Origin of the sequence: Baekduia sp., from assembly GCF_035996765.1 — a bacterium.
GTDB lineage: Bacteria > Actinomycetota > Thermoleophilia > Solirubrobacterales > Solirubrobacteraceae > Baekduia.
On record NZ_DASYJG010000019.1, the window covers coordinates 44,994 to 69,275 of the forward strand.

The 24,282-nt window shown below is 70.7% G+C and carries 24 protein-coding genes; 8 read left to right on the top strand and 16 right to left on the bottom strand.

Annotated elements, in window-relative coordinates; all coding sequences use genetic code 11:
• Nucleotides 1-7: 7 nt before the first annotated feature.
• Nucleotides 8-655 carry a helix-turn-helix domain-containing protein gene (locus tag VGO10_RS03850; protein ID WP_327465329.1) on the bottom strand — a complete coding sequence of 216 codons (648 nt, stop codon included), beginning with the start codon at nt 653-655 and terminating at the stop codon, nt 8-10.
• Nucleotides 656-787: 132 nt separating this feature from the next.
• Between VGO10_RS03850 and VGO10_RS03855 the strand changes: the two genes are divergently transcribed.
• Entirely contained in the window at nt 788-2,248 is a 1,461-nt protein-coding gene (locus tag VGO10_RS03855; protein WP_327465331.1) for an MFS transporter, read from the top strand.
• A 102-nt stretch (nt 2,249-2,350) separates the two neighbouring features.
• On the opposite strand, the gene purB is transcribed toward VGO10_RS03855, so the two are convergent.
• The 4 genes from purB to VGO10_RS03875 all read right to left on the bottom strand — a co-directional run bounded on the left by purB (nt 2,351) and on the right by VGO10_RS03875 (nt 5,773).
• Nucleotides 2,351-3,628 (bottom strand): adenylosuccinate lyase, encoded by a 1,278-nt coding sequence (gene purB, locus VGO10_RS03860; RefSeq protein ID WP_327465333.1) that lies wholly within the window; start codon nt 3,626-3,628, stop codon nt 2,351-2,353.
• 49 nt (nt 3,629-3,677) lie between these two features.
• Nucleotides 3,678-4,154, bottom strand: coding sequence for a 5-(carboxyamino)imidazole ribonucleotide mutase (gene purE, locus VGO10_RS03865; RefSeq protein WP_327465335.1), 477 nt, complete (start codon nt 4,152-4,154; stop codon nt 3,678-3,680).
• Nucleotides 4,151-5,419 carry a phosphoribosylamine--glycine ligase gene (gene purD / locus VGO10_RS03870; protein ID WP_327465337.1) on the bottom strand — a complete coding sequence of 423 codons (1,269 nt, stop codon included), beginning with the start codon at nt 5,417-5,419 and terminating at the stop codon, nt 4,151-4,153. The genes purE and purD overlap by 4 nt, the downstream gene beginning before the upstream one ends.
• Nucleotides 5,420-5,491: 72 nt before the next feature.
• Nucleotides 5,492-5,773: a GYD domain-containing protein gene (locus VGO10_RS03875; protein ID WP_324339670.1), complete on the bottom strand. Its 282-nt coding sequence runs from the start codon at nt 5,771-5,773 to the stop codon at nt 5,492-5,494.
• 70 nt (nt 5,774-5,843) lie between these two features.
• Between VGO10_RS03875 and VGO10_RS03880 the strand changes: the two genes are divergently transcribed.
• Entirely contained in the window at nt 5,844-6,560 is a 717-nt protein-coding gene (locus VGO10_RS03880) for a hypothetical protein (RefSeq protein ID WP_327465343.1), read from the top strand.
• A 7-nt stretch (nt 6,561-6,567) separates the two neighbouring features.
• Here the strand turns inward: VGO10_RS03880 and clpB are convergent, their stop codons facing one another.
• Nucleotides 6,568-9,126 carry an ATP-dependent chaperone ClpB gene (gene clpB / locus VGO10_RS03885; RefSeq protein ID WP_327465345.1) on the bottom strand — a complete coding sequence of 853 codons (2,559 nt, stop codon included), beginning with the start codon at nt 9,124-9,126 and terminating at the stop codon, nt 6,568-6,570.
• A 106-nt stretch (nt 9,127-9,232) separates the two neighbouring features.
• Here clpB and VGO10_RS03890 point away from each other — a divergent pair, with 106 nt between their 5' ends.
• From VGO10_RS03890 to VGO10_RS03910, 5 genes are all read left to right on the top strand, one after another.
• Nucleotides 9,233-9,472 carry a hypothetical protein gene (locus tag VGO10_RS03890; protein ID WP_327465347.1) on the top strand — a complete coding sequence of 80 codons (240 nt, stop codon included), beginning with the start codon at nt 9,233-9,235 and terminating at the stop codon, nt 9,470-9,472.
• Nucleotides 9,473-9,589: 117 nt separating this feature from the next.
• Nucleotides 9,590-11,032, top strand: a complete 1,443-nt coding sequence (locus VGO10_RS03895; RefSeq protein ID WP_327465349.1) for an alkaline phosphatase — start codon at nt 9,590-9,592, stop codon at nt 11,030-11,032.
• Nucleotides 11,033-11,707: 675 nt separating this feature from the next.
• Nucleotides 11,708-12,151 carry a hypothetical protein gene (locus tag VGO10_RS03900; RefSeq protein ID WP_327465351.1) on the top strand — a complete coding sequence of 148 codons (444 nt, stop codon included), beginning with the start codon at nt 11,708-11,710 and terminating at the stop codon, nt 12,149-12,151.
• A 135-nt stretch (nt 12,152-12,286) separates the two neighbouring features.
• Nucleotides 12,287-12,508, top strand: coding sequence for a hypothetical protein (locus tag VGO10_RS03905; RefSeq protein ID WP_327465353.1), 222 nt, complete (start codon nt 12,287-12,289; stop codon nt 12,506-12,508).
• Nucleotides 12,505-12,939, top strand: a complete 435-nt coding sequence (locus VGO10_RS03910; RefSeq protein ID WP_327465355.1) for a putative toxin-antitoxin system toxin component, PIN family — start codon at nt 12,505-12,507, stop codon at nt 12,937-12,939. Before VGO10_RS03905 ends, VGO10_RS03910 begins: the two co-directional genes overlap by 4 nt.
• Here VGO10_RS03910 and VGO10_RS03915 read toward each other — a convergent pair.
• Nucleotides 12,936-13,769 (bottom strand): RDD family protein, encoded by an 834-nt coding sequence (locus VGO10_RS03915; protein WP_327465357.1) that lies wholly within the window; start codon nt 13,767-13,769, stop codon nt 12,936-12,938. The two genes, VGO10_RS03910 and VGO10_RS03915, sit on opposite strands and share 4 nt — an antisense overlap.
• Before the next feature lie 35 nt (nt 13,770-13,804).
• Between VGO10_RS03915 and VGO10_RS03920 the strand changes: the two genes are divergently transcribed.
• Complete coding sequence (locus VGO10_RS03920; protein ID WP_327465359.1) at nt 13,805-14,749, top strand: stage II sporulation protein M; 945 nt, start codon at nt 13,805-13,807, stop codon at nt 14,747-14,749.
• 100 nt (nt 14,750-14,849) lie between these two features.
• Here the strand turns inward: VGO10_RS03920 and VGO10_RS03925 are convergent, their stop codons facing one another.
• The 9 genes from VGO10_RS03925 to dnaK all read right to left on the bottom strand — a co-directional run.
• Nucleotides 14,850-16,082, bottom strand: coding sequence for a DUF58 domain-containing protein (locus tag VGO10_RS03925; RefSeq protein ID WP_327465361.1), 1,233 nt, complete (start codon nt 16,080-16,082; stop codon nt 14,850-14,852).
• A 55-nt stretch (nt 16,083-16,137) separates the two neighbouring features.
• Nucleotides 16,138-17,067 (bottom strand): MoxR family ATPase, encoded by a 930-nt coding sequence (locus VGO10_RS03930; protein ID WP_327465363.1) that lies wholly within the window; start codon nt 17,065-17,067, stop codon nt 16,138-16,140.
• On the bottom strand, nt 17,064-17,843 hold the full coding sequence (locus VGO10_RS03935) for a DUF4350 domain-containing protein (RefSeq protein ID WP_327465365.1): 780 nt from the start codon (nt 17,841-17,843) through the stop codon (nt 17,064-17,066). The genes VGO10_RS03930 and VGO10_RS03935 overlap by 4 nt, the downstream gene beginning before the upstream one ends.
• A 114-nt stretch (nt 17,844-17,957) precedes the next feature.
• Complete coding sequence (locus tag VGO10_RS03940) at nt 17,958-18,614, bottom strand: hypothetical protein (RefSeq protein ID WP_327465367.1); 657 nt, start codon at nt 18,612-18,614, stop codon at nt 17,958-17,960.
• Entirely contained in the window at nt 18,611-19,630 is a 1,020-nt protein-coding gene (locus VGO10_RS03945) for a glycerophosphoryl diester phosphodiesterase membrane domain-containing protein (RefSeq protein WP_327465369.1), read from the bottom strand. The genes VGO10_RS03940 and VGO10_RS03945 overlap by 4 nt, the downstream gene beginning before the upstream one ends.
• A gap of 58 nt (nt 19,631-19,688) precedes the next feature.
• Nucleotides 19,689-20,189 (bottom strand): heat shock protein transcriptional repressor HspR, encoded by a 501-nt coding sequence (locus VGO10_RS03950; RefSeq protein WP_327465371.1) that lies wholly within the window; start codon nt 20,187-20,189, stop codon nt 19,689-19,691.
• Nucleotides 20,186-21,313 carry a molecular chaperone DnaJ gene (dnaJ, locus tag VGO10_RS03955; protein ID WP_327465373.1) on the bottom strand — a complete coding sequence of 376 codons (1,128 nt, stop codon included), beginning with the start codon at nt 21,311-21,313 and terminating at the stop codon, nt 20,186-20,188. Before dnaJ ends, VGO10_RS03950 begins: the two co-directional genes overlap by 4 nt.
• A 46-nt stretch (nt 21,314-21,359) precedes the next feature.
• Nucleotides 21,360-21,923 (bottom strand): nucleotide exchange factor GrpE, encoded by a 564-nt coding sequence (locus VGO10_RS03960; protein WP_327465374.1) that lies wholly within the window; start codon nt 21,921-21,923, stop codon nt 21,360-21,362.
• On the bottom strand, nt 21,924-24,282 hold a 2,359-nt coding region (gene dnaK / locus VGO10_RS03965; RefSeq protein WP_327465376.1), incomplete at its 5' end, for a molecular chaperone DnaK.

A 24,282-nucleotide genomic window follows, 5' to 3' on the forward strand; every position in this document is an offset into this window, starting at 1 on the left:
TGACGCTTCAGGCCGACTTTGCGGAGACTTCGCGCACCATCGTGCACGGGTCTGCCGCGACACCCGGCAGCGGGTCCTGCCCGGCGCGCAGGCCGCAGAGAACGACCTCGAGGTAGCGCGGCCAGGCGGCTTCGGGGAGCAACACGCCCGGCATCGGCCGGATCGCGGCGCCGAGCATCTTGGCCACGGTCGAGAGGTCCCCGGGCTCCACGCCGTCGCGCAGGACGCCCGCGGCGAGCGCCGGCTCGAGCACGCGCGCGATCGCCGCGAGCATGCGGTCGGTCACCTCGACCGGCGGGTTCTCGCCCGTGAAGCGCGCCGAGACCGCGTCAAAGAAGGCCGTGTTGTTGGCCTGCAGCGTCATGTGATGCAGGAGAAACTCGCGTAAGCCGTCGAGCGGGTCGGCAGCCTTGGCGGCCTCGTCGGCTGCGGCCTCGATCTCTTCGACGAAGCCCTCCAGCACTGCGAGCACCAGCGCGTCCTTGGTCGGGAAGCGCCGGAAGAACGTGGCCTTGCCGACGCCCGCACGGCGGGCGATCTCCTCGACCCCGACGTCAAGCCCGCGCTGAGCGAACGCCTCGCGGGCGGCCACGAGGATGCGCTCAAGGTTGCGCCGCGCGTCGGCGCGCAGAGGGAGGGCATCCGAGACCGTCATGCACCAGACGGTACCACTTCCGAATACCCAAACGGACCACTCGGTCCGAAAATATGGACCAGACGGTCCGTTTGTGTTACGGTCATCCGGACCGCACGGTCCACTTGCTCCTCGACCCCTCTCCTCCTCCCTATGTCTTCCTCATCTCCCGCCCAAGAAGCACCCACCCGCCACTGGCTCCTCGTCGTGGTCGTCGTCTGCCTCGCGCAGTTCATGGTGGTGTTGGACGCGACGATCACCAACGTCGCGCTGCCCGCCATCCAGTCCGACCTGCACTTCTCCCCCTCCGACCTGCAGTGGGTTGTCAACGCCTACATGCTGGTCTTCGGCGGCTTCCTGCTGCTCGGCGGCCGCGCCGGTGATCTACTCGGCCGCCGCAGGCTCTTCGTCGCCGGCATCTCCGTGTTCACCCTGGCCTCGCTGCTCGATGCGGTGGCGACCTCGCCCGGCATGCTCGTCGGCGCCCGCGCGCTGCAGGGCCTCGGCGCGGCGCTCGTCTCCCCCGCCGCGCTGAGCATCATCACCACGACCGTCCCCGAAGGGCCCGACCGCACCAAGGCGCTGGGTGCGTTCGCCGCGATCTCCGGCGGCGGCGGAGCGGTCGGCCTCCTGCTCGGCGGCTTCCTCGTCGATGCGCTCTCCTGGCAGTGGGTCTTCCTCATCAACTTGCCCGTCGGCCTGGCAACGCTGGCGCTCGCGCTGCGCGTCGTCCCGGAGTCGCGTGCCGGTGACCGCGCGGGCGGCTTCGACCTGGCCGGCGCCACGCTCGTCACCGCCGGCACCGTGCTGTTGACCTACACCATCGTCAAGGCCCAGCAGTTCGGCTGGACCAGCGGGCGGACGCTCGGCCTCGGCCTGGGCGCGGTCGCGCTGCTCGGCGCCTTCGGGATCGTCCAGACGCGGCGCGCAGCGCCGTTGGTCCGGCTCTCGATCTTCCGGGTCCGGACGCTGGCCATCGCCAACGCGGCGACGGTGCTGCTGATGGGCGGCATGTACGCGCTCTTCTACTTCGGCTCGCTGTACTTCCAGCAGATCAAGGGCGACAACGCGCTGGAGACCGGCCTGGCGTTCCTGCCGATGACGGTCGGGATCATCACCGGGTCGGTGCTCTCGCAGCGGCTGCTGGCCCGCTTTGGCGTCAAGGCGGTCCTCGCGGGCGGCCTCGGCATCGGCACGCTCGGCCTGCTGTGGATGACGATGCTGACGCCCGACAGCTCCTACGTCGGCGGCTTCCTGCCCGGCGTGGTCCTGCTCGCACTGGGCATCGGCAACGCGTTCGTGCCGCTAACGCTGATCGCGACGGGCGGCGTCGCGCCCGACGACCAGGGGCTCGCGTCCGGGCTGTTCAACACCTCCCAGCAGATCGGCGGCGCGCTCGGCCTGGCGATCCTGACGACGGTGGCCAACTCGGCGACCGACGGCGCCGGCGGGACGGGAGCCGACGCGCTGGTGCACGGCTACACGACGGCGTTCGCCGTCGGGGCCGGACTGCTCGCCCTGGGCGCCGGCGTGGTAACGGTCCTGCTGCGCTCCCGCGAGGCCGACGCGAGCGCCGCGGCGGCCGAGGGCGTGGAGGCGCTGGTCGTGGCTTAGCTGCGGGCCGCCTCGACGCGCCTGGCGGCACCGACCGGCTTGACGGGCGGCCGCCCGCCGGCGCTTGGCCGCCACCGCCAGCCACGACGATCCGGGCCGCAGCTAAGCCACGAGCGTGTCGAGGCGGCCCACAATCTCCTGGGCGTGCTTGGTGTAGTGCCCCAAGTCGAAGATGGTGTCGAGGTCGAGTCCAAGGCCGGGCTCGGCCTCGAGCAGTGAGCGCAGCGGCGTGCGCGTGTCCCACGCCTGCTGCGCCGTGCGCTGGGCGATGCGGTAGGCGTCGTCGCGCTGAAGGCCGCCGGCGACGAGCGCCAAAAGCACCCGCTGGGAGAACAGCGCGCCGTAGGTGAGGTCGATGTTCTCGCGCATGCGGTCGGCGTGGACGACCATGCCGCGCGCCAGCCGCGTGGCGAGCGCCTGCATGTAGTCCAGGGCGATCGTCGCGTCGGGCAGGACGACACGCTCGGCGCCGGAGTGCGAGATGTCGCGCTCGTGCCAGAGCGCCACGTCTTCTACCCCAACTTGTGCGTAGCCGCGCAGCACGCGCGCCAAGCCGGTGATGCGCTCCGACACGATCGGGTTGCGCTTGTGCGGCATCGCGCTCGAGCCCTTCTGGGCGCCGGCGCGAAACGGCTCCTCGACCTCGCGGACCTCCGTGCGCTGCAGATGGCGGAACTCCGTGGCGAAGCGCTCGAGCCCGGCGCCGGCCAGCGCGATCGCCTGCAGCAGCTCAGCGTGGCGATCGCGCGCGACGACCTGGGTGGAGACCGGCTCGGCCTCCAGGCCCAGGCGCGTGAGCACGCGGCGCTCGAAGTCCGGCGAGGTCGCGCTGTAGGTCCCGACCGCGCCGGAGACCGCGCCGACGGCGACCTGGTCGACCGCGCGCTCCAGCCGCTTGAGGTTGCGGTCGGCCTCGAACGCGAAGCCCGCGAGCTTGATGCCGAACGTCGTCGGCTCGGCGTGCACGCCGTGGGTACGCCCGACGCAGACCGTGTCGACCTGCGCGCGCGCCTGCTCGATCAACGCATCGCGGTACTCGCGCGCGCCCACCAGCAAGATGTCCCCCGCCTTGCGCAGCTGGACGCCGAGCGCGGTGTCCAGGACATCGGACGAGGTCAACCCATAGTGGATCCAACGACCCGCTTCGCCCGCGCTGGCGCTCAGCACGTCGACGAACGCGGCGACGTCGTGGTCGGTGATCTTCTCGCGCTCCTGGACCGCCTCGACCGTGAAGGTCGCCAAGGCGATCGCCTCCAGGTCTGCGGGCGTCGGGCCGTCGGTCTCCAGCGCGCAGGCGACCTCCACCTCGCGCCAGCTCTCCAGCTTGGCCTCGTCGGTCCAGACGGCCCCGATCTCGGGACGGGTGTAGCGCTCGATCACGCGGTCGAGTCTATGGAGCGCTACCCGCGCTCGGCGGATGGGTCCGTTTCTAGGCGCGCAGGATCCGCAGCGCGAGGTGGCCGGCGTTCTTGGCGTTGTCGAGGCCGACGGCCGCGACGGGAACACCCGGAGGCATCTGAACGACCGACAGCAGCGCGTCGAGGCCGCCGGCGGCGGACAACCGGCTGGAGAGCGGCACGCCGATGACCGGCAGGTCGGTGTGCGCGGCGGCGACGCCGGGCAGCGCAGCGCTGAGGCCGGCGCCGGCGATGATGACCTTCAACCCCCGCATCCGCGCGTTCTTGCAGTAGTCAGCGACCGTCTCGGGGTCGCGGTGCGCGGACATGACACGGGTCTCGGAAAGGACGCCGGCGGCCTCCAGGACCTTCGACGCGCCCGCCATGGTGTCCATGTCGGACTGTGACCCCATGATGATCCCGACGAGCGGCGTGTCGGGCTCGGTGGCCTCAAGCTGCGTGAGCGTCGCGGGCTCGGTGGTCGTTGTGGGCTGGGGCTGCTCGGTCATGTGCTTACGCGCTCCACGGCCCGCTGGGCGATGTCGCGCCGCAGCTGCCGCCGGTCGAACTGGATCAGGTCCGCGGCAGCATAGGCACGATCGCGGGCGGCCGCGGGGTCGGCACCCAGCGCGGTCACGTTGAGGACGCGGCCGCCGGCGGTGACGATCGCCCCGTCGTCGGCGCGCGCGGTGCCCGCGTGGATGACCTCGGCGCCCGTGGCGGCCGCGCTGTCAAGGCCGGAGATGACGTCACCGGAGGACGAGGAGGCCGGATAGCCACCGCTGGCGAGGACGACCGTCACGGCCCAATTGTCATCGAATTCCATCGTGGTGGCCGCCAAGCCGCCGGGGCGGGTGGCGGCAAAGAGCGTCTCCAGCAGGTCGCTGCGCAGGCGCGGGAGGACGACTTGGGTCTCGGGATCACCGAAGCGCACGTTGAACTCGATGACCTGCGGGCCCTCGTCGGTGAGCATCAGACCGGCGTAGAGGACGCCGTGAAAGGGCGTGCCCCGCTCGCGCAGCAAGTCGACGACCGGCTGGTGGATCGCCGCGACGACCGCGTCGGAGTCTGGCGCGCCGGGGACCGGGCTGTAGGCGCCCATGCCGCCGGTGTTGGGACCTTCGTCGCCGTCGAAGATGCGCTTGTAGTCCTGGGCGGGGACCATCGGCACGGCCCGCTCGCCGTCGCAGATGGCAAAGAGCGAGAGCTCCTCGCCGTCGAGGAACTCTTCAACGACGACGGTGCCGGCGCCGAAGCGACGCTCCTCGAGCATCTCGACCAGCGCGGCGCGGGCGGTCGGCTCGTCGGGCGCCACGACGACGCCCTTGCCGGCGGCCAGCCCGTCGAACTTGATGACGGTGGGATAGCGGCCGTCGATGGCTTCCATCCCCGCGTCGACCGTCTCGACCTCCGCCCACTGCGCGGTCGGCACGCCGGCGCTGGCCATGATCTCCTTGGCAAAGGCCTTGGAGCCCTCCAGCTGGGCGGCAGCCGCCGTGGGGCCGAAGTGGGCGATGCCCGCCTCGGCGAGGCGATCGGCGAGGCCCGCGACCAGCGGCGCCTCGGGGCCGATCACCACGAGGCCCACCTGCTCCTCGCGCGCGAGCGCGACGAGACCGTCGAGGTCATCGACGCCGACCGGCACGCAGCGGGCGAGCGCGGCGATCCCCGGGTTGCCGGGGGCGGCCAGGATCTCCGGCCGCTGCGGCGAGCGCGCGAGCGCGTTGACGATCGCGTGTTCACGACCGCCACTCCCAACCACAAGGACCTTCACGAGACCGCTTCGCTCCCGTCCTCACATCTCCGCTTCAGAGAGTGCAAGAGACCGCTCCGATGTTCGTCCACGTCACAAAGACGCGATGAAATCGTCAATCGGAATCGCGCTCAGCGTCTCAAAGCGCCCGGTTCCGCGGGAGCCGAGCTCCAGCGACACGCGCGCCATCGTCGACTCGTCGGGGGCCTCGACGATGCTGACGAAGTCGAAGCGTCCGAGCACCGACCACTGGGCCTTGACGGTGGCTCCGAGCTGCTCGACCTCGGAGTTCACCTCGCGGATCCGCTGCGGGTTGTTCTTGACCGTCTGGACGCCTTCGGGCGTCAGGGTCGAAAGCATGATGTACGTCGGCATGCGCTCCTTCTACCCGATCCGCGTGTTCCGCGGAGCACGACCCCTTGACCGCTAGCCTCCGGACCCGTCCATGCGCCGCCTTCTCACCGCTCCAGCACTCGCCCTTCTGCTCGTCCCCGCCGCCGCTCACGGCGCCACCGTGCAGACCGATCGCACCTGTTATCTGCAGACCGACAAGACCAACGTCACGGTGTCGGGCAACGGCTACACCCCTGGCCGGCCGTACTCCGTGCTGCTCGACGGCACGGCGCTGACCGGCGGCCTGGGAACGATGGACGCGGGCGGCGCGATGCAGGGCGCCTTCGCCCCGCCGGTGCTGGCCGACGACGAGCTGGAGCGCACGTTCACCGTGCAGGTCGCCTCCGACGCGCTGACCGCCGGCTCGATGTTCACGGTCACGCGTCTGAAGGCGAACTTCACGCCCTCGTCGGGGGATCCGAAGAAGCTGCGTGTGCGCTTCTCGGTCGCCGGCTTCGGCCTGGCCATGCACAACCCCGACGTCTACGTGCACTACATCGCGCCGGGCGGCAAGCTCAAGCAGACCATCCGGCTGGGCAAGGCCACCGGCCAGTGCGGCCGGATCGCCCAGACCGCCAAGCGCCGCCTGTTCCCGTTCACGGCGCCCAAGCTCGGCAAGTGGCAGCTGCAGTTCGACACGACCAAGTCCTTCACCAAGGGCGTGACGGGCAGCAAGTTCCTGTTCTACTCGGTCGGCGTGTGCCTCCAGCCTCCGGGCGCGCCCAAGCCGAGCAAGAGCGCGCCCTGCCCGCAGCGGATCCGCTCCTAGGCCGGACCTAGGCCGCGGCGGGCTCCGTGTCCGGCGCGACGCCCGCCTCGACCTTCGTGAACGTCAACTCCCCGTCGGCCGCGTCGACGGCCACCTCGTCGCCCTCGCGGAAGCGGCCCTCGAGGATCCCGAGCGCCAGCTGGTCGACCAGGCGCTTCTGGATGACACGCTTGAGCGGCCGCGCGCCGTAGGTGGGGTCGTAGCCGATGTCGCCCAGCAGCGTGCGGGCCGCATCGGTGAGCGTGACGTCGATGGCACGGTCGCGCACGCGCGTGAGCACCCGCTCGACCTGCAGGTCGACGACCTTGCTGAGGTGCTCGCGGTCCAGCGCGTGGAACTCCACGATGTCGTCCAGCCGATTGATGAACTCCGGCTTGAAGTGCGCCTCGGCGCCGGCCCTACCTCCGGGGATGTTGGAGGTCATGATCAACACGGTGTTCTTGAAGTCGACCGTGCGGCCCTGGCCGTCGGTCAGGCGCCCGTCGTCCATCACCTGCAACAACACATTGAAGACGTCGGGGTGGGCCTTCTCGATCTCGTCGAGCAACACCACCGTGTAGGGGCGGCGGCGCACGGCCTCGGTGAGCTGGCCGCCCTCCTCGTAGCCGACATAGCCGGGAGGCGCGCCGACCAGCCGCGAGACGGCGTGCTTCTCCATGTACTCCGACATGTCGATGCGGACCATCGCGTCGCCGCTGTCGAACATGAACTCGGCCAGCGCGCGCGCCAGCTCGGTCTTGCCGACACCGGTCGGGCCGAGGAACAGGAAACTGCCGATCGGGCGGTCCGGATCCTGCAGCCCGGCGCGTGAGCGGCGCAGGGCGTTGGAGACCGCGGCGACCGCCTCGTCCTGGCCGATGACGCGCTGGTGCAGGCGCTCCTCCATGTGGATGAGCTTCTCGACCTCACCCTCCAGCAGCCGCGACACGGGGATCTTGGTCCAGCGCGCGACGACCTCGGCGATGTCCTCAGCGTTGACGACCTCGCGCAGGAAGCCCGCGTTGCCGTCGGTGCGCTCCTCGCGCTCGGCGGCCTGCTGCTCGAGCTCGGGGATGACGCCATGGCGTAGGCGCGCGGCCTCTTCGAGGTTGGCCTCGCGCTCGGCGCGCTCCAGCGCGATCTTGGCCTGCTCGAGCTGCTCGCGCACCTCCTGCACGCCGCCGATCGCGTCCTTCTCGGCCTGCCACTCGGCGGTCATCGCGGCCGACTGCTCCTTGAGGTCTGCGAGCTCGCGGTCCAGCGTGTCGAGCCGCGTGCGCGACGCGTCGTCGTCCTCCTTGGCCAGCGACGTGCGCTCGATCTCCAGCTGCAGGATGCGGCGGTCGACCTCGTCGATCTCGACCGGCTTGGAGTCGATCTCGATGCGCAGGCCGGAGGCGGCCTCGTCGATCAAGTCAATGGCCTTGTCGGGCAGGAAGCGGTCGGCGATGTAGCGGTCGCTCAGCGTCGCGGCGGCGATCAGCGCGGCGTCCTGGATGTCGACCTTGTGGTGCAGCTCATAGCGCTCCTTGAGGCCGCGCAGGATCGCGATCGTGTCCTCGACGGACGGCTCGCCGACAAGCACGGGCTGGAAGCGTCGCTCCAGCGCGGCGTCCTTCTCGATGTGCTTGCGGTACTCGTCCAGCGTCGTCGCGCCGACGGCGCGCAGCTCGCCGCGGGCGAGCATCGGCTTGAGCAGGTTGGCGGCGTCGACCGCGCCCTCCGCGGCGCCCGCGCCGACGATCGTGTGCAGCTCGTCCATGAACAGGACGACGTTGCCGCCGGCCTCCTTGATCTCGGCCAGGACGGCCTTCAGGCGCTCCTCGAACTCACCGCGGTACTTCGAGCCGGCCAGCAGCGCGCCGATGTCGAGTGAGATCACCCGACGGTCGCGGAGAGACTCGGGAATGTCACCGGAGACGATGCGCTGGGCGAGGCCCTCGACGATCGCGGTCTTGCCGACGCCGGGCTCGCCGATGAGGACGGGGTTGTTCTTCGTGCGCCGGGAGAGCACCTGGATGACGCGGCGGATCTCCTCGTCGCGGCCGATGACCGGGTCGAGCTTGCCGGTCGCGGCAAGCTCGGTGAGGTCGACGCCGAACTTCTCCAAGGCCTGCAGCTTGTCCTCGGGCGACTGGTCGGTGACCTTGTGCGCACCGCGGACCTCAGCGATCGCCTTGGCCAGCTGCTCCTTGGTGGCGCCGGCGCCGCGCAGCAGGTCGCCCGCGCGGCCGCCGAAGCCGGCGAGGCTGAGCAGCAGGTGCTCGGTGGAGATGTACTCGTCGCCGAGCTCGCGCATCTCGACCTCGGCCGCGCGGACGACGCCGAGCAGCTCGGGCGCGGAGGTCGGCTCCTCGGGGTTGGCGAGCGTGGGAAGGGCGTCGAGGGTCTCGTCGACCTCGACGCGAAGGGCGGGCCCGGCGACGCCGAGCTTGCGCAGGACGCCGGGGACCACGGAGTCGTCCTGACCGAGCAGGATCGCGAGCAGGTGCTCGGGCGTCGCCTGCGCGTGCTTGCGCGCGGCGGCCAGCGCGATGGCGGCTTGGATGGCCTCCTGGGACTTGATGGTGAAGCGGTCGGCGTTCAAGGTTCGTGCGTCTCCTGGCGTGACGGTAAATCTCAGTCGTCTCGACTTAGATCCTAGCAGCGTCGATCGGTGCGTCAACGCCGTGCAGCACGGGTACCGCGATGAGATGACCGACGATCCAGAAGACCGCGAGCAGGGCAGCGAGGTCGGCGGCGAGAACTCCCCGCCGCCCGACACCGACGAGCCGCTCGGCCCGGCGACGCCTGACGACGGCGCGCCGCTCGGCGACACCCCTGAGGCCCACGACGAGATCATCCCCGAGGACCTGCCCAAGAGTCATCCGGGCCGGGCCGAAGCCGAGCGCCAGGCGGCCGAGGGCGACGGGACGGTGCGCGGCAACACGTAGGTAACACCGGGTTGCCAGGCGTTCACCGATTGGTGGTCGCCTCTTCACAAGCTGCTCCGGAACCCGGACATAACTTGGCGGTGCTCTCGCACACCACCGAAGGGGTTGTCCACCATCATGATGCCCAAGCGCATCACCATCGTCCTCGCCGCCTCCGTGGCGCTTGCCGCAACCGGGGTCGGCACCGCGCTCGCGATCGGCGCGTTCGCTCCCAACGAGAAGGAGCGCGTCGTCGCCCGCGCGCTGACCGATACCCATCCCAAGAACGTGATCTTCCTGCTCGGCGACGGCATGGGCACCCAGGAGATCACCGCCGCCCGCTACTACCAGGGCGTCAACAACCCGCTCAACGTCGACCGCATGCCGCTGACCGGCTTCGACACCACGTGGTCGGTCAAGCCGGCCGCGGCGGCCCCTTATCTCCCCGACTACGACCCGGACTCGGCCTCCACCGGCACGATGTGGGCGACCGGCACCAAGACGCTCGACGAGCGGATCTCCCAGGGCCCGAGCAGCGCGATCAACGTGCCCGGCGCCAACCTCCAGACCGTGCTGGAGCGCTGGCAGCGCCGCGGCGCGCGCGTCGGCGACGTCTCCACCGCCGAGATCACCGACGCGACGCCGGCCGTCCTGGCCTCGCACATCTCCCTGCGTGGATGCCAGGGTCCGGCCGACATGGGCAGCTGCGCGAGCGAGCGCAAGGGCGCTGGCGGGTTGGGCTCGATCGCCGAGCAGGAGGTCGACCACAAGGTCGACGTGCTCCTGGGCGGCGGGCGCAACCGCTTCACCGCCACGATCCCGGACGGCCCGGACGCCGGCAAGACGGTCGTGGATTCCGCCCAGCGCCAGCGCTACCAGTACGTGACTGACGCCGCCGGCCTGGCGGCGATCACGAACAAGGGTCCGCGGCCGTTCTTCGATCGCGATCGTGATCGTGATCCCAAGCCGGTCCTGGGCCTGTTCACCACCGGCAACATGTCGCTGGAATGGAGCGGCCCGGCCGCAGCGACGGGCAAGGGCAACGACCCGGCCCCGTGCGTCGAGAACCAGCGTCCCGCCAACGAGCCGAGCCTGGCGGACATGACGTCCAAGGCCATCAAGTTGCTCGACGACAACAACAACCGGGGCTTCTTCCTGCAGATCGAGGGTGCGTCGATCGACAAGCAGGATCACGCCACCAACGCTTGCGGCCAGATCGGTGAGACGGTCGCCTTCGACACCGCCATCGGCGTCGCGCTCGACTACCAGAAGAGCCACCCCGACACGCTCGTGGTCGTCACCGCCGACCACGCGCACACCAGCCAGATCGTGGGCGAGGACGCCAGCGGCTCGGGCCTGCCGACCGGCTACTCGACCAACCTGACGACCAAGGACGGCTCCACGCTGTCGCTGACGTACGGCACCGCCGGGTACGGCGGCGCGGGCGCGGCGCCGGTGGCGGCCCCGCCGAGCCAGCAGCACACCGGTTCGGTCGTGCCGGTCTGGGCGCGTGGGCCGGGGTCGTTGGCGGTGTTGGGGACCAACGACCACACCGACTTGTTCAAGACGCTGGACGGCTAGCGAGCAAGTTACCGCGGTTGGTTTTTCTGCCGCCTGCGTCGAGCTTTGGGCTCGGCGTGGGCGGTGGTTCGTTAACGGCCGTAAGCGGTCGGGCGCCGCGTTGCGGTGGGTGGGGGGTTCGGTGTGTGGCTGGTTGGGCGGCGATCCGTGACGATCGCCACGAAACTGCGACGGGAGTGTTACGAGACGCCCGCGCCCGGCGGGCGCGGGCCGGCGATCACTCACGTCCGGAGGGGCGAGGTCGTCTGGTGTCCCGCATGGGGACGCCAGACGACCCGGATCGTCTGCCCGGAGGCTCGAGCGTGGAGGTGGGCCCGATGAACGCGAGCTCATCGCGCCTGACAGGCCCACGACCCCTTCTCGACGCCGCAGACCCGACGTGGGCCTGTTGGACGCGAGCAGACCGCGCCCAACAGGCCCACCCTCCCCGAGGCCGAAGCGGACGACAGACCACGTTGCGTTCCACGACACCGGTCGCGCTGAGCGCCAAAACGTCGGCACCCGAGCGTTGTTGGTGTTGTCGCTTGCCGAACCGTGACTCTCGACTATTGCAACGATTCTGCGCGATCGGTCAATTCCATCCGACCCGCCGATTAGGCTTTGCTACATCCAAATCAAGACCCCCGCGACCGTTAGCGCGGCCCGGGGGCATGACCCAAGGAGACTGCATCTCCCATGAGTACCTCGCAGCGTACCCACGCTCGCATGCTCGTCGTTGATCGCGAGACCGCCGATGTTCTTCGGCTTGAAGCCAAGAAGGTGATGGATCTCGGCCATGAGTTGTTTGAGGATTTTCTCCTCTATGGGCCTGAGGCCCAATACGTGCTGGCGATGCGCTTCAGTGCCGCGACCGCGCTGATCACCGCCGTCGACTGGGACCCCAACGGCCCCGGCACCGACGCCGAGGAGTTCGAGGTCCCGCTCACCGACGACCTGATTGAGCAGTTGCGCCACCGCCGCTACGACCTGGCGCGGTGCAATAACGACCGTCTCGACGGCCTGCCCGTCGACAAGCCGATCGATCCCGACCTCCTCGCCGAGATCACCGTCGACCGCCTGTCGGCCCAAGCACTGGACCGCCTCTTCGACATCTACGCCAACGCAGCACGCGCAACCTAAGCGCCGACCACGCGTCCGGCGCCGCGTTGTTGATCCCGTCCGCGCGGAGCTTCGCCTCCGCGCGGACGGTGGTCGCGGAGAACTGGACCTCGGTCTCGCGAACTCCTACCCTCTTGAGCTATGGCCGCCAACCGCGTGCAGATCGAGCTCGACGAAGAGCTCGTGCTTCGTGCACGAGCTCAAGCGTCGACGACCGATGTGAGCGACAGCAAGCTCATCGCCGATGCCGTGGCTGAATGGCTCGCCTTCGCGGCACTTGAGGCTTCGTCGGTCCCTGGCCTCACGGCTGACGAAGCCGATGCGCTGGCCGTCAGCGAGGTGCGCGCACACCGCGCATCGCGTGGCAACGCCGCGTGACACACGCGGTCATTGACACGAGCGTCTTTGTCTCAGCGTTCATCGGGCGCGACGATGCCGCGCCAGCGCGGCTGCTGCGGGCCGCGCGCGAACGGCGCTTCACGATCGTCGCCTCACCGCAGTTGATCGAGGAACTGACCCAGGTTCTCGATCGACCGAAGTTCGCTGCGCGGTCGGCAAACGACCGAGCCGCAATCTTCGTGGGCGGCGTTGTCGCGCTCAGCGAGATCCATGACGATCCGCCAGCGCCGCCAGCCCTTACCCGCGACAGCCAAGACGATTACCTTGTTGCGCTCGCGCACAGCAGCAATGCTGATGCCATCGTCTCGCTCGATCGCGACCTGCTCGACGCCGGCCTCGCAATCCGCTGCATGACTCCTACGGACTTCGTCGCCACCATCGAATCCCCGCCGAGCGTGCTAGAGCCTTAGGCCCCACCAACGCGGGACTTCGCCGCCGAGACCTGCTCGATGAGGTCCTCGTCCTTGAGTCCTGCGGTCGCGCCGCCGACGCGGGGGGCGAGGGCGGTGGCGATGCGGTGGGCGAGGTCGGTGCGGATGGCTGGTGGGAGGTCGTAGCGGCGGTCCAGGAAGCTGCGGACGGCGGTGAGGTCGTCGGTGCTGAGGGCGCTGACGTCGAGGATCTCGCCGCCAGCGGCGTTGCGTGCGGCGCGGCCGACCGGCGTGAGCGCCTCGATGCCTGGCGGAAGACCGAAGCCGCCGAAGCTCGGTGCCGCGGCCGATGTCGACTGCGACGCGCGTGGAACGTAGGCGCTGAAGCCGGCGTCGGCGGCCTCGCGCTTGCGCGGCTCGCGGACGACGATCGTGGAGGCGGCGAGGTCACCGATGCGCTGGTTGCGCTTGGTCAGGAGAATCGAGACCATCGCCGGGAAGTAGCTCAGCGGCAATCCATCGACGAGACGCACGACGTTGCGGATCGAACTGGAGAGCAGGTCGACGGGGCGACCGTCATCGCGCAGCACCCGCAGACCCGTCCAGCGCTTGCCCGGGGTCTGGCCGTTGGCGAGAACTTCGAAGGCGACGTCGTAGCCGAAGTAGATCGCGAAACTGATGACCGAGAAGAGCGCGAGGCCGATGTCGCCGATCTGCACCGCGGCGATGAACGCACCGAGGATCAGCAGGCCCTTGAGCGTGAGGTCGATGAGCGCCGCGATGAAGCGCGAGCCGAGGCCGGCGAGGATCAGGTCGACCGTGACTCCTTCGGGCGTGGCAATGCGCAGGCGGTCCTGATAGTCCTCCATCTCGTGCGGCACGGTACCCACCAGGACGACCGGTCATGACGCTCGACCGCTTCGAGCGTGAGCGGTCGAGTAGTTGGCAGGCGCTGGAGGCCGCGCTCGGGAAGGCGCGCGGGAAGCCTGAGCGGCTCGGCGCGGCCGGCGTCCTGGAGCTCGGCGGCCTCTACCGGGCGGCTGCGGCGGACCTCGCACTGGCGCGCCGGCTCTTTCCGGGCGACCCGCTCACCGGACGGTTGGAGGCGCTGGTCGTCCGGGCGCGAGCGACCGTGTACGCCGACGTCGGTGGGCGGCCGTCGCCGCTGGCGTTCATCTCGCGCGGTTACTGGCGGCTGGTGCGAGAGCGCCGGCTGGCGCGAGGGGTCGCAGCGACGCTGTTCATCGGCGCCACCGCGTTCGCGCTGATCTGGGGCATCCTCGATCCGGACGGCGCGGCAGGACTGGTGCCCGGCGTGTTCATCGACGGCGCCGACCCGCCGCGCGGCGACCGCGGCCTGACCTCCTCGCAGTCGGCCGCGTTCTCCAGCCAGATATTCACCAACAACATCCATGTGACGTTCCTGTCCTTCGCCGCCGGGCTGCTGTTCGCGGTCGGCGGCGCGTTCTTGTTGGTGTACAACGGCCTGATCTTCGGCGCCGTGCTCGGGGTCGCGGCCGCGCACGGCAACCTCGATCAAGTCCTCCGCCTTGTCGTCGCCCACGGCGTGCTGGAGCTGTCGTGCATCGTGGTCGCCGCAGCAGCCGGCCTGCAGATGGGCTGGGCGCTCGTCTCCCCCGGTCCCCTGACCCGCCCCGCCGCGCTGGCGGTCCAGGCCCGTCCGGCGATGGCGGTCGTGCTCGGCACGGCGCCCTGGCTCGTGGTGGCAGGACTTGTTGAGGGCTATGTGTCGCCGGCGGGCTGGGGCGGCGCGGGGCCCTACATCGTCGGCCTCGCCCTCGGCTTGGCGTTCTGGTCGCTGATCGCAGTGCGCGGCCGCCGCACCTAGGGGTCAGACCCTACATCTGCGCTCAACAATCGGATTGGTGCGATTTGCAGCATCAACTTTGTTGAGGGGTCAGACCCCTTCGTGGGGGCTTAATGTGGCGCTAGAGCCGGCGGCGGGACTTGGCGTACAAGTAGGCGCGGACGCAGGCGGCGTTCAACGTTCCGGGTGTCGCCTCGAGGACCTGGGCGCCGGCGCCGCGGACGGCGGCGGCTGCGCGAGAGCGGGCGGCGAGGAGGTCGGTGGCCGCGGCGGCGAGGTCGGCGTCCTCGCCGTCGACGAGGCTTTCGATGTCGGGGTCGCGCGCCGAGGCGACGAGGACGGCGTGGCGGCGGGTGAGCACCGGGACCGCGTCGACGAGCGCGCGGGCGGCCGCCTCGTCGAGCAGATCGGTGAGAACGACGACGAGCGCGCGCTTGCCGCCGCCGACCGTCCGGAACGCCAGCTCGTAGTCGCTGTCACGCTCGGACGGCTCGAGGTCGAAGGTGGCGCGGATGACGTCGGTGCCGCTCGCCCGGCCGGGGCGCACGCGGCGGCGGATCTCGTCATCGAAGGCCAGCGCGCCGCAGCGGTCGCCGAGCTCGTCGGCGACGAGGGCCAGCGCGGTCGCCGCGTCGAGCGCCTCGTCGCAGCGCGTGCGGTCGCCCAGCGGCGCCGCCATCAGCCGGCCGACGTCCAACACCACCATGATCTCCTGGTCCTGCTCGACGCGGTGCTGGTTGCTCATCGGCCGGCCGGCACGTGCGGTCGCGCGCCAGTTGACTTGGCGGATGTCGTCGTCGGGCAGGTAGTCGCGCACGCGCTCGAACTCGGTGCCCAGGCCGACCGGCCCGCGCGTGCGCACGCCGGGGTCGCGGAAGCGGCCGTCGCGGACGGCGAGCGCGAGCCGTCGTGCCGACGGCAGGTCCGGAAAGACCGTGACCTCCTGCTCGCCCGCCGCCCGGTGCTGCCAGGCGCCGAGGCCGAGCGGACCGCGAGCGCGCAGCGCGACCGCCGGCAGGACATGGCGCCCGCGCCGGCGCGGCGTGAGCGTCGCGGTCAGACCACCGTCGCCCTCGCGGGCGTCGAGCGCGAGGTCCGGCACGAGCGGCTGACGCACCCGGACGGCGCCGCCGCCCGTGCTCTGGACCGTGATCGCCAGCGGCACGCCGACGCCGCGCGCGAGGACGGCGGGGAGTGTGCGGGTGACACGCGGCGCGCTGCGGGCCAGCAGGGCGTCGGCGATCACGAGCCCCGCGAGCACCGCGACCGCGATGCCCACGACCGTGCCGGGGACGACCAGCGCCGCCGCGGCGACCGCGACGAGGACCACGACGGTGCGGATGGTCAGCGTCACCGCGGGCCGATGCTCCGGACCGAGGCATCGCAGCGTGGTGACCGCAGCACAGCGCTCACCGTGGCACCGGCACGGCGGCCAGCGCAGCGGCGACCGCGTCGGCGGCGGTGAAGCGATCGAGCTCGGCCTCGGGCGAGAGGATCAGGCGATGGCCGAGGACCGGCCGGGCCATCCGGACGACGTCGTCGGGCGTGACGTAGTCGCGGCCCGCCAGCAGCGCCGCGGCGCGGGAAGCAGCAAGCAGGTGGACCGCAGCGCGCGGGCTGGCGCCGAGCGTCACGCCCGGCAGCGCGCGCGTCGCACGGGCGATCGCGACGACGAAGCCCTCGACCTCGTCGGTCGCGCTGATCGCGTCGACCGCCGCCTGGGCCGCGCGCAGGTCCTCAGCATTCGCGACCGGCCGCACGTCGTCCAGCGCGGCAGGCGCGAGACCGCGGCGCGCGAGGCGCAGCAGCGCGCGCTCGTCGTCCTCGCTCGGATAGCCGATGTCGGCGCGAAACAGGAAGCGGTCGAGCTGCGCCTCGGGCAGCGGATAGGTCCCCTCGTACTCGACCGGGTTCTGGGTGGCGACGACGACGAACGGCTCCGGGAGCGCGTGGCGCTCGCCGTCGACGGTCACCTGCCGTTCCTCCATGGCCTCCAACAACGCGGCCTGCGTCTTGGGTGGCGTGCGGTTGATCTCGTCGGCCAAGACGACCGACGCGAAGATCGGGCCCGGCCGGAACGACAGGTCGCCGTCGCGCAGCGCGACCGTGCCGGTGACGTCGGAGGGCAGCATGTCGGGGGTGAACTGGATGCGGCGAAACGACGTGTCCAGCGCCGCGGCGAACGCGCGGGCCAGCAGCGTCTTGGCGGTGCCGGGCGGGCCTTCGAGCAGCACGTGGCCGCCGAGGGCCGCGGCCGCGAGCAGCAGCTCGAGCGCATCGTCCTGGCCGATGACGGCGCGCCGGACCTCCGCGCTCACGCGGTCGTGCAAGTCCTTCATGTCGGTGGCGTCTCCGTGGTCGGGGTGGTCAGCGTGTCACGGTCGCGGGTGCGAGCGAGCGCGGCAGCAAGTGCTTCAACATGCGCACGCCGCGGTGGCGGCAGCGTGCGGGCCGCGGCCTCGGGCGGGCCGAGCCGGCGGCCACTGGCGATGAGGAAGGCCAGCGCGGCGAGGCCAAGGAGGAGTAGGCAGGTCTGGACGCGGCCGGGCAGCGCCGCAAGGCCGGTCTCCTCCTGGTAGCCGTGCACCGATTCGACGAACGCGATGCGCCGCGCGGGCGGCCCGGCGATCGCCAGCGCCCCGGCGGCATGGTCGCCGTCGGCGAGGCTGCGGTTGCGCAGCGGCTCGGCGTCGGGGACGAGGATCGCGGTGCCGCGGCCGATGCGCCGGGTGACCGGCGTGGATTCACCCGCGCGGCGCGGGAGCGCTGTGCCGCCGCCGAGCGTGCCGGCGGCGGTGCCGGCCAGGATCGCGCGACCGCCGCTGCGGACGTAGGCGCGCAGCGCGTCACGCTGGGCGGCGGGCAGCCGATGGCCATCGACGACCACCACCGTCTCGCCGCCGGCAGGCCGTCGGTCGGCGAGCGACGCCCGCGCGCGGCGCACATCGTGCCCGGCCCGTTCGAGCAGCTCCGCGTACGCGGCGAGACCGGCGGGCGAGGTCGCGTACGAGGAAGACGCCGGGCCCGACGGCTGCTCCGGCGCCCGGCCGAGCAGGACGCCGACGAGGACGACGGCCACGACGGCGAAGAGCACCAAGATCGTCGAGCGGCTCATCGTCGCCGCGCCTCGCCGCGACGTGCGGCCGGAGCGCCGTTGCCTATCGCGCCCGTCATCGCCGCCGCGCCTCGCCGCGATGTGCGGCCGGAGAGCCCTTGTGCACCGCGCCCCTCATCGCCGCCGCGCCTCGCCGACGACAACCGGCCATTCCTCGCGCGCGGCCGCCGCGTCCTGATCGGCCGCGTGACGGCCGCCGTAGGCGATCGCGTCGTGGGTCACGGCAAGCTCGTCGTAGCGCTCGGAGCGCAGCGTGCGGCCGACGGCGCCGGAGGTCAGCGAGGGCCGCAGGTCGATCGCGTGGATCGCATCGAGGCGGAGCAGGCCAGCGGCGAACCGCAGGCGGATGGCACCGTCGAGATCGCCGGCACGCTCGGCCTCCAGCGCGCGGCGCTCGAGCTCGGCGGGACCGAGTTGCGCAGCGCCTGGCACGTCGCCGGGGCCGGCCACGCGCGCGGCGGCGCGACGGCGGCGGCGGTGCGCGCCAATCACGTTCACGACGACCGCGGTCACGGCGACGACCACCGCCACCAAGAGCAGCCAGCCGGTCACGGGTCCACCGGGCAGCGCGCTGGTCAGGGACTCCAACCAGTCGCCAAGCGTGACGAACACGCCGTGCAGCAGCCCCGCATGATGGTGGCCGCCCTTGAAGCGATCCTGCGCGAGGATCTCGCGAGCCTGCGCGCGGGCCTCGCCGGTCAGCGCCCGGCGGGCGGCGCCGTCGCCGCTGGCCGTTCGAGCGGCCAGCTCACGCAGGGCCGCGTCGGTCACTCGTCCTGTGACGGCCGTTGGGGCTCGGGCGCCACCGGCGGCGCCCACGATCCCGGCGCGGGTGGGGGCGGCACGGGCGGGGCGTACGGCGACGGCGCGCCGCGCGGAGCGACCGGCCGGCCGAAGGCATCGCGGCCACCGTCACGATCTGCCGACCACAGGGGCGGCGGGACCGACGTGGGCGCAGCCGGCGGACCAGAGGCCGCCGGCCCGCCCATCCGCTCGGCCAGCAGCGCGAGGTCGAAGCCCTCCTTGCGCACCCGCAGATCGAAGTACACCAACGTGGTCACCGCCGCGACGAACGGCGTCGTCACCAGCGACACCACCAAGTTGGCCGTGTGCTCGAGGAGCAGCGCCCCGAAGGAGGTGTCGTCGACGAACCAGCCCGTGGGGGCGATGAACAGCAGCGTCGCGACCGTGGTCACCACGCCGACCAAGATGTAGGTCACGGCCATCCGTCCGGCCGTTGCCCACCACCGCGTCTCGACGAGTTTGAAGGAGCGCTTCAGCGCCGCGAACCCACCGGTGCCCTCGACGAGCATCACCGGGTAGGCGACCGTCCACGCGATGTACAGCCAGATCCCGGGAAGGAAGAGCGCGAGGAACCCGCACAGCAGCCCGACGAAGAGGACGATCGTCAGCCACAGCGTCGCGCCCAGACGGCCGCCCGCGAAACGCAGGGACGCACGCGCGCTGGTCTCGCGACCGAGATAGGTGTCGGCGATCGCGCGGTAACAGGCGACCGTGCCGAGCAGATATCCGAGGAAGCTCAGCGCGAGGATCAGCGTCTGGCCCGCGACGTAGGCGCCATCGTCGCTGTAGGTCGTCGCCGACTTCGCGCTGGTCGAGAAGCTCGTCCCGACCTGGTAGACGTCGGTCGTCGACTTGATGATGATGATGTTGGCCAGCTGGATCGGCAGCGCGACCACCAGCATCACCGTCGCCAGCGTCTTCCAGCGCGAGCGCACGATCTTGATGCTCGCGTCGAGCGTCTCCCCCAGGTTCAGCGGCCGCATCCGCCCTGCAACCTACCCCCCGACCCGGCTGACCCCGAGCCCTCCCACCCCGCCGGCGTCACCGCGCCGGCTGCTCGCCGTCGCGCCGGATCGGGATGCGGCGGGGGCGGGATGGCTCGGGTTCGGCCGGGGGCATCCGGTGGGGCAGGAGGCTGTGGGTGTGCTTGAGCGGGACGAGCTCGCCGCCGCGGAGCTCACGCTTGACGGCGTCGATCTGGGAGACCATCTCGGCCTGGAGTTCCTCGGTGCGACGCTCGAGCGCGTCGACGCGCCGCTTGGCGCGGTCGAGCTCCTGCTCCATGCGCAGGACGTGCTCGACGCCTGCGAGGTTCAGCCCGAGGTCGTTGGTCATCTCCTGGATGCGGCGCAGCCGCTCGACGTCCTCGTGCGAGTACAGCCGCGTGCCCTTCGGCGAGCGCTTGGGCTCGATCAGCCCGCGCTGCTCGTACATCCGCAGCGTCTGCGGGTGCATCTCGGCCAACTCGGCCGCGACGGAGATCATGAAGACGCCGCGGTCGGAGCTGACCGTGACGGTCGTGCGCGTGCGGCGCATGCTCATGAGAACAGCCTCGCTCTCGGATCGTCGCCCATGACGGCAGACAGCTTCTCGACCGCCTCGGACTGCTCGGCGCTCAGCGTCGCGGGAACGTCGATGACGAACTTGTAGTGGAGATCGCCCTTGCCCTTGCCACCCAACTTCTGCGGGCCCTCACCGCGCAGCCGCTGAACGGTGCCGTGCTTGGTGCCCGGCGCGACCCGCAGCTTCTTGCGGCCGTTCAGGGTCGGCACCTCAACGTCAGCCCCGCGGATCGCCTCAGGGATCGTCAGCGGCACCTCGACCTCGAGGTTGTCGCCCTTGCGCTCGAAGATCGGCGACGGCGCGACGTGCGTGACGACGTACAGGTCGCCGGGCGGCCCGCCGTTGCGACCCGCCTCGCCCTTGCCGGCCAGCCGGACGCGCGACCCCTCGCGCACGCCCGCGGGGATGTTCACCTTGTAGTTCTTGACCGTCTTCTGCTGCCCGGCGCCGTGGCACGTCGGACACGGGTCCTCGATGATCGCCCCGGACCCGTGGCACCGAGAGCACGGCTGCGAGATCGAGAAGAGGCCCTGGCCCTGGGACTCGATCCCGCGGCCTTGGCACTTCGGGCAGACCTTCGGCGACGTGCCGGGCTTGGCGCCCGTGCCGCGACAGGTCGGACACGGCTGCGTCGTCGCGACGCTCAGCGGGATCTGCGCGCCGGCGATCGCCTGCTCGAAGGAGATCGCGACCGCGGACTCGAGGTCAGCGCCGCGCTCGGGGCGCGGACCGCCCGCGGTCGCGCCGCCACGACCGCGCGTGCCGGCACCGTCTGCGGCCCCACCACCGCCGAACAGGTTGGAGAGGATGTCCTGGAAGCCGCCGAAGTCGCCCGCGGAGAACCCACCGGACGGACCGCCGGCGCCACCACCGCCGCCACCCATCCCGAACATCCCGCCGCGATCGAACTGCTTGCGCTTGTCCGGATCGCCGACGACGTCATACGCCGCCTGGATCTCCTTGAAGCGCTCCTCGGCCTTGGCGTCGCCCGGATTGTGGTCGGGGTGGTACTGGCGGACGAGCTTGCGGTGCGCCTTCTTGATCTCGTCCTGGGACGCCTTCCTTTCGACCCCGAGGATCTTGTAGGGGTCGGAAGGCGTCATGCGGCTGACCGCATGATGGTGGTGAACTTGTTCGGCCGTCCGGTCATCATGCGGCTACCACGACCTTGGCGGCCCGGAGGATCTCCTCCTTGTAGCGGTAGCCGGGCTGGTAGACCTGCGTGATCACGCCGGTCTCCACGCCCTCGGCAGGCCGCTGGGCAACGGCCTCGTGCTGGTGGGGATCGAAGGCCTCGCCGACCGGCGTGAACTGCTCGATCCCGACGCGCGTCAGCGCGGTCTGCAGCTCCTGCTGAACCAACCTAATGCCCTTGGTCAGGTGATGCTCGGCGTCGGACTCCTCGGCCTCGGCCGCAGCGAGCGCCCGGTCGAGGTTGTCCAGCGACGGCAGCAGCTCGCGCGCCAACCGCGCGACGCCCCGCGCCGAGGCCAGCTCGACGTCGCGCCGCGCGCGCTTGCGCACGTTGTCGGTCTCGGCGGCCGCCCGCAAGTACAGGTCCTTGAAGTCGGGCTCGGCCGAGACCGGGGCCTCGACCGCCGCATCCTCTGCCAGCTCGGCGACGGCGTCGACCTCCTCGACCGCGCCGTCCGGCGCCGGGGTCGACCCCGGCGCCGTCGCCTCGTCGACCGAGGTGTCGCGCTCCTCGGTCACCTACTTGCCCTCGTCCACGACCTCGGCGTCGACGACGTCCTCCTCCACGGAGGCGTCACCGTCGGCCGGGGCCGAGCCGTTCTCCGGCGTGGGGCCGTTGGCCTGCGCGGCCGCGGCCTGCTGCTGGGCCTTCTCGTACATGGCCTCAGAGACCTTGTGGAAGGCGGACTGCAGCGTCTCGGCCGCGGCGTTGATCGGCTCCGGGTCCTCGCTGGTCAGCGACTCGCGGACGGCCGTGATGGCCGCCTCGATCTCGTCCTTGGACTGCGGGTCGACCTGGTCGCCGAGGTCCTTGAGCTGGCGCTCGGCCTGGTAGGCGGCGTTCTCGGCGTTGTTGCGGGCCTCGGCCAGCTCGCGTGCCTTCTTGTCGTCCTCGGCGTGGGCCTCGGCGTCGCCGACCATCGACTTGATCTCGGCCTCCGACAGGCCGGAGCCCGCCTTGATCTCGATCTTCTGCTCCTTGCCGGTGCCCAGGTCCTTGGCGGACACGGCGAGGATGCCGTTGGCGTCGATGTCGAACGTGACCTCGATCTGCGGGATGCCGCGCGGCGCCGGTGGGATGCCGGTCAGCTGGAACTTGCCCAGCGACTTGTTGTAGTTGGCCATCTCACGCTCGCCTTGCAGGACGTGGATCTCGACCGACGGCTGGTTGTCCTCGGCCGTCGAGAAGACCTCGCCCTTGCGGGTCGGGATCGTGGTGTTGCGCTCGATCAGCTTGGTCATCACCGCGGTCAGCGCCTCGGTCTTGCCTTTCACCTCGTCGAGCGAGCCACCGTCGAGCGTCGCGCGGACGTCTTTGACGGCCGTGTCGATCTGGTCTTTGGTGCCCTGGTCGAGTTTGTCGCCGGCGTCGGAGACGGTTTTCTCCGCCTGGTAGGCCGCGTTCTCGGCGATGTTGCGGGCCTCGGCCAGCTCACGCTGTTTGCGGTCCTCCTCGGCGTGCGACTCGGCGTCGGAAACCATGCTCTGGATTTCGTCGTCGGAGAGCCCGGAGCCGGATTTGATCTCGATCTTCTGCTCGGTCCCGGTGCCTTTGTCTTTCGCCGCCACCGAGATGATGCCGTTGGCGTCGATGTCGAAGGTGACCTCGATCTGCGGGATGCCTCGCGGCGCCGGCGGGATGCCGGTGAGCTGGAATTTGCCCAGGCTCTTGTTGCCGGTGGCCATCTCGCGCTCGCCCTGGAGGACGTGGATCTCCACCGAGGGCTGGTTGTCGTCGGCGGTCGAGAAGACCTCCGACTTCTTCGTCGGGATCGTCGTGTTGCGCTCGATCAGCTTCGTCATCACGCCGCCTTTGGTCTCGATGCCGAGGGTCAGCGGGGTGACGTCGAGCAGCAGCACGTCCTTGACGTCGCCGGCCAGCACGCCTGCCTGGATGCCGGCGCCGATCGCGACGACCTCATCCGGGTTGACGCCCTGGTGGGGCTCCTTGCCGGTCAGCTCTTTGACCTTCTCGCGGACGGCCGGCGAGCGGGTCATGCCGCCGACCAGGACGACGTGGTCGATCGACGCGTCGGCGTCGGAGAGAGCCTGTTTCACCGGCCCGACCGTGCGGTCGAGCAGGTCACCGGTCAGCTCGGTCAGCTTCGAGCGGCTGAGCTTCAGGTCGAGGTGCTTCGGCTGCCCCTCGACGGCGGTGATGAACGGCAGGTTGATCTGCGTCTCCTGGGTCGAGGAGAGCTCGATCTTCGCCTTCTCCGCCGCCTCGTAGAGGCGCTGCAGCGAGTTCTTGTCGGCCGCGAGGTCGACGCCCTGGTCGCGTTTGAACTCGGCGACCAGCCACTCGACGATCGCTTTGTCCCAGTTGTCGCCGCCCAGGTGGTTGTCGCCGGCGGTCGCTTTCACCTCGAAGACGCCGTCGCCGATCTCGAGCACTGACACGTCGAAGGTGCCGCCGCCGAGGTCGAAGACGAGGATCGTCTGGTCGGTCTCCTTGTCGAGGCCGTACGCGAGCGAAGCCGCGGTCGGCTCGTTGATGATGCGCTTGACCTCGAGCCCGGCGATTTTGCCGGCGTCGGTGGTGGCCTGGCGCTGGTCGTCGTTGAAGTACGCGGGGACGGTGATGACCGCGCTGTCGACCGGCTCGCCGAGCTTCGCTTCGGCGTCCGTCTTCAGCTTCTGCAGGATCATCGCGCTGATCTCCGGCGGGCTGTACTGCTTGCCACGCACGTCGACGCGCACGTCGCCATTAGGGCCGGCCTCGACCTTGTACGGGACGATCGTCTCCTCCTCTTTCACTTCGGACTCCTTGCGGCCCATGAAGCGCTTGATCGAGAAGATCGTGTTCTCGGGGTTCATCACCGCCTGGCGTTTGGCGACCGTTCCGACCAGCCGCTCACCGCCCTCGGTGAAGGCGACG

Bases quoted from the DNA above. Each gene is read 5' to 3' on its own strand.
- VGO10_RS03850 (WP_327465329.1), bottom strand. From the start codon at position 655: ATGACGGTCTCGGATGCCCTCCCTCTGCGCGCCGACGCGCGGCGCAAC.
- VGO10_RS03855 (WP_327465331.1), top strand. From the start codon at position 788: ATGTCTTCCTCATCTCCCGCCCAAGAAGCACCCACCCGCCACTGGCTC.
- purE (WP_327465335.1), bottom strand. From the start codon at position 4,154: ATGACCGAGCAGCCCCAGCCCACAACGACCACCGAGCCCGCGACGCTC.
- VGO10_RS03875 (WP_324339670.1), bottom strand. From the start codon at position 5,773: ATGCCGACGTACATCATGCTTTCGACCCTGACGCCCGAAGGCGTCCAG.
- VGO10_RS03880 (WP_327465343.1), top strand. From the start codon at position 5,844: ATGCGCCGCCTTCTCACCGCTCCAGCACTCGCCCTTCTGCTCGTCCCC.
- VGO10_RS03890 (WP_327465347.1), top strand. From the start codon at position 9,233: ATGACCGACGATCCAGAAGACCGCGAGCAGGGCAGCGAGGTCGGCGGC.
- VGO10_RS03895 (WP_327465349.1), top strand. From the start codon at position 9,590: ATGATGCCCAAGCGCATCACCATCGTCCTCGCCGCCTCCGTGGCGCTT.
- VGO10_RS03900 (WP_327465351.1), top strand. From the start codon at position 11,708: ATGAGTACCTCGCAGCGTACCCACGCTCGCATGCTCGTCGTTGATCGC.
- VGO10_RS03915 (WP_327465357.1), bottom strand. From the start codon at position 13,769: ATGGAGGACTATCAGGACCGCCTGCGCATTGCCACGCCCGAAGGAGTC.
- VGO10_RS03920 (WP_327465359.1), top strand. From the start codon at position 13,805: ATGACGCTCGACCGCTTCGAGCGTGAGCGGTCGAGTAGTTGGCAGGCG.
- VGO10_RS03930 (WP_327465363.1), bottom strand. From the start codon at position 17,067: ATGAAGGACTTGCACGACCGCGTGAGCGCGGAGGTCCGGCGCGCCGTC.
- VGO10_RS03935 (WP_327465365.1), bottom strand. From the start codon at position 17,843: ATGAGCCGCTCGACGATCTTGGTGCTCTTCGCCGTCGTGGCCGTCGTC.
- VGO10_RS03945 (WP_327465369.1), bottom strand. From the start codon at position 19,630: ATGCGGCCGCTGAACCTGGGGGAGACGCTCGACGCGAGCATCAAGATC.
- VGO10_RS03950 (WP_327465371.1), bottom strand. From the start codon at position 20,189: ATGAGCATGCGCCGCACGCGCACGACCGTCACGGTCAGCTCCGACCGC.
- dnaJ (WP_327465373.1), bottom strand. From the start codon at position 21,313: ATGACGCCTTCCGACCCCTACAAGATCCTCGGGGTCGAAAGGAAGGCG.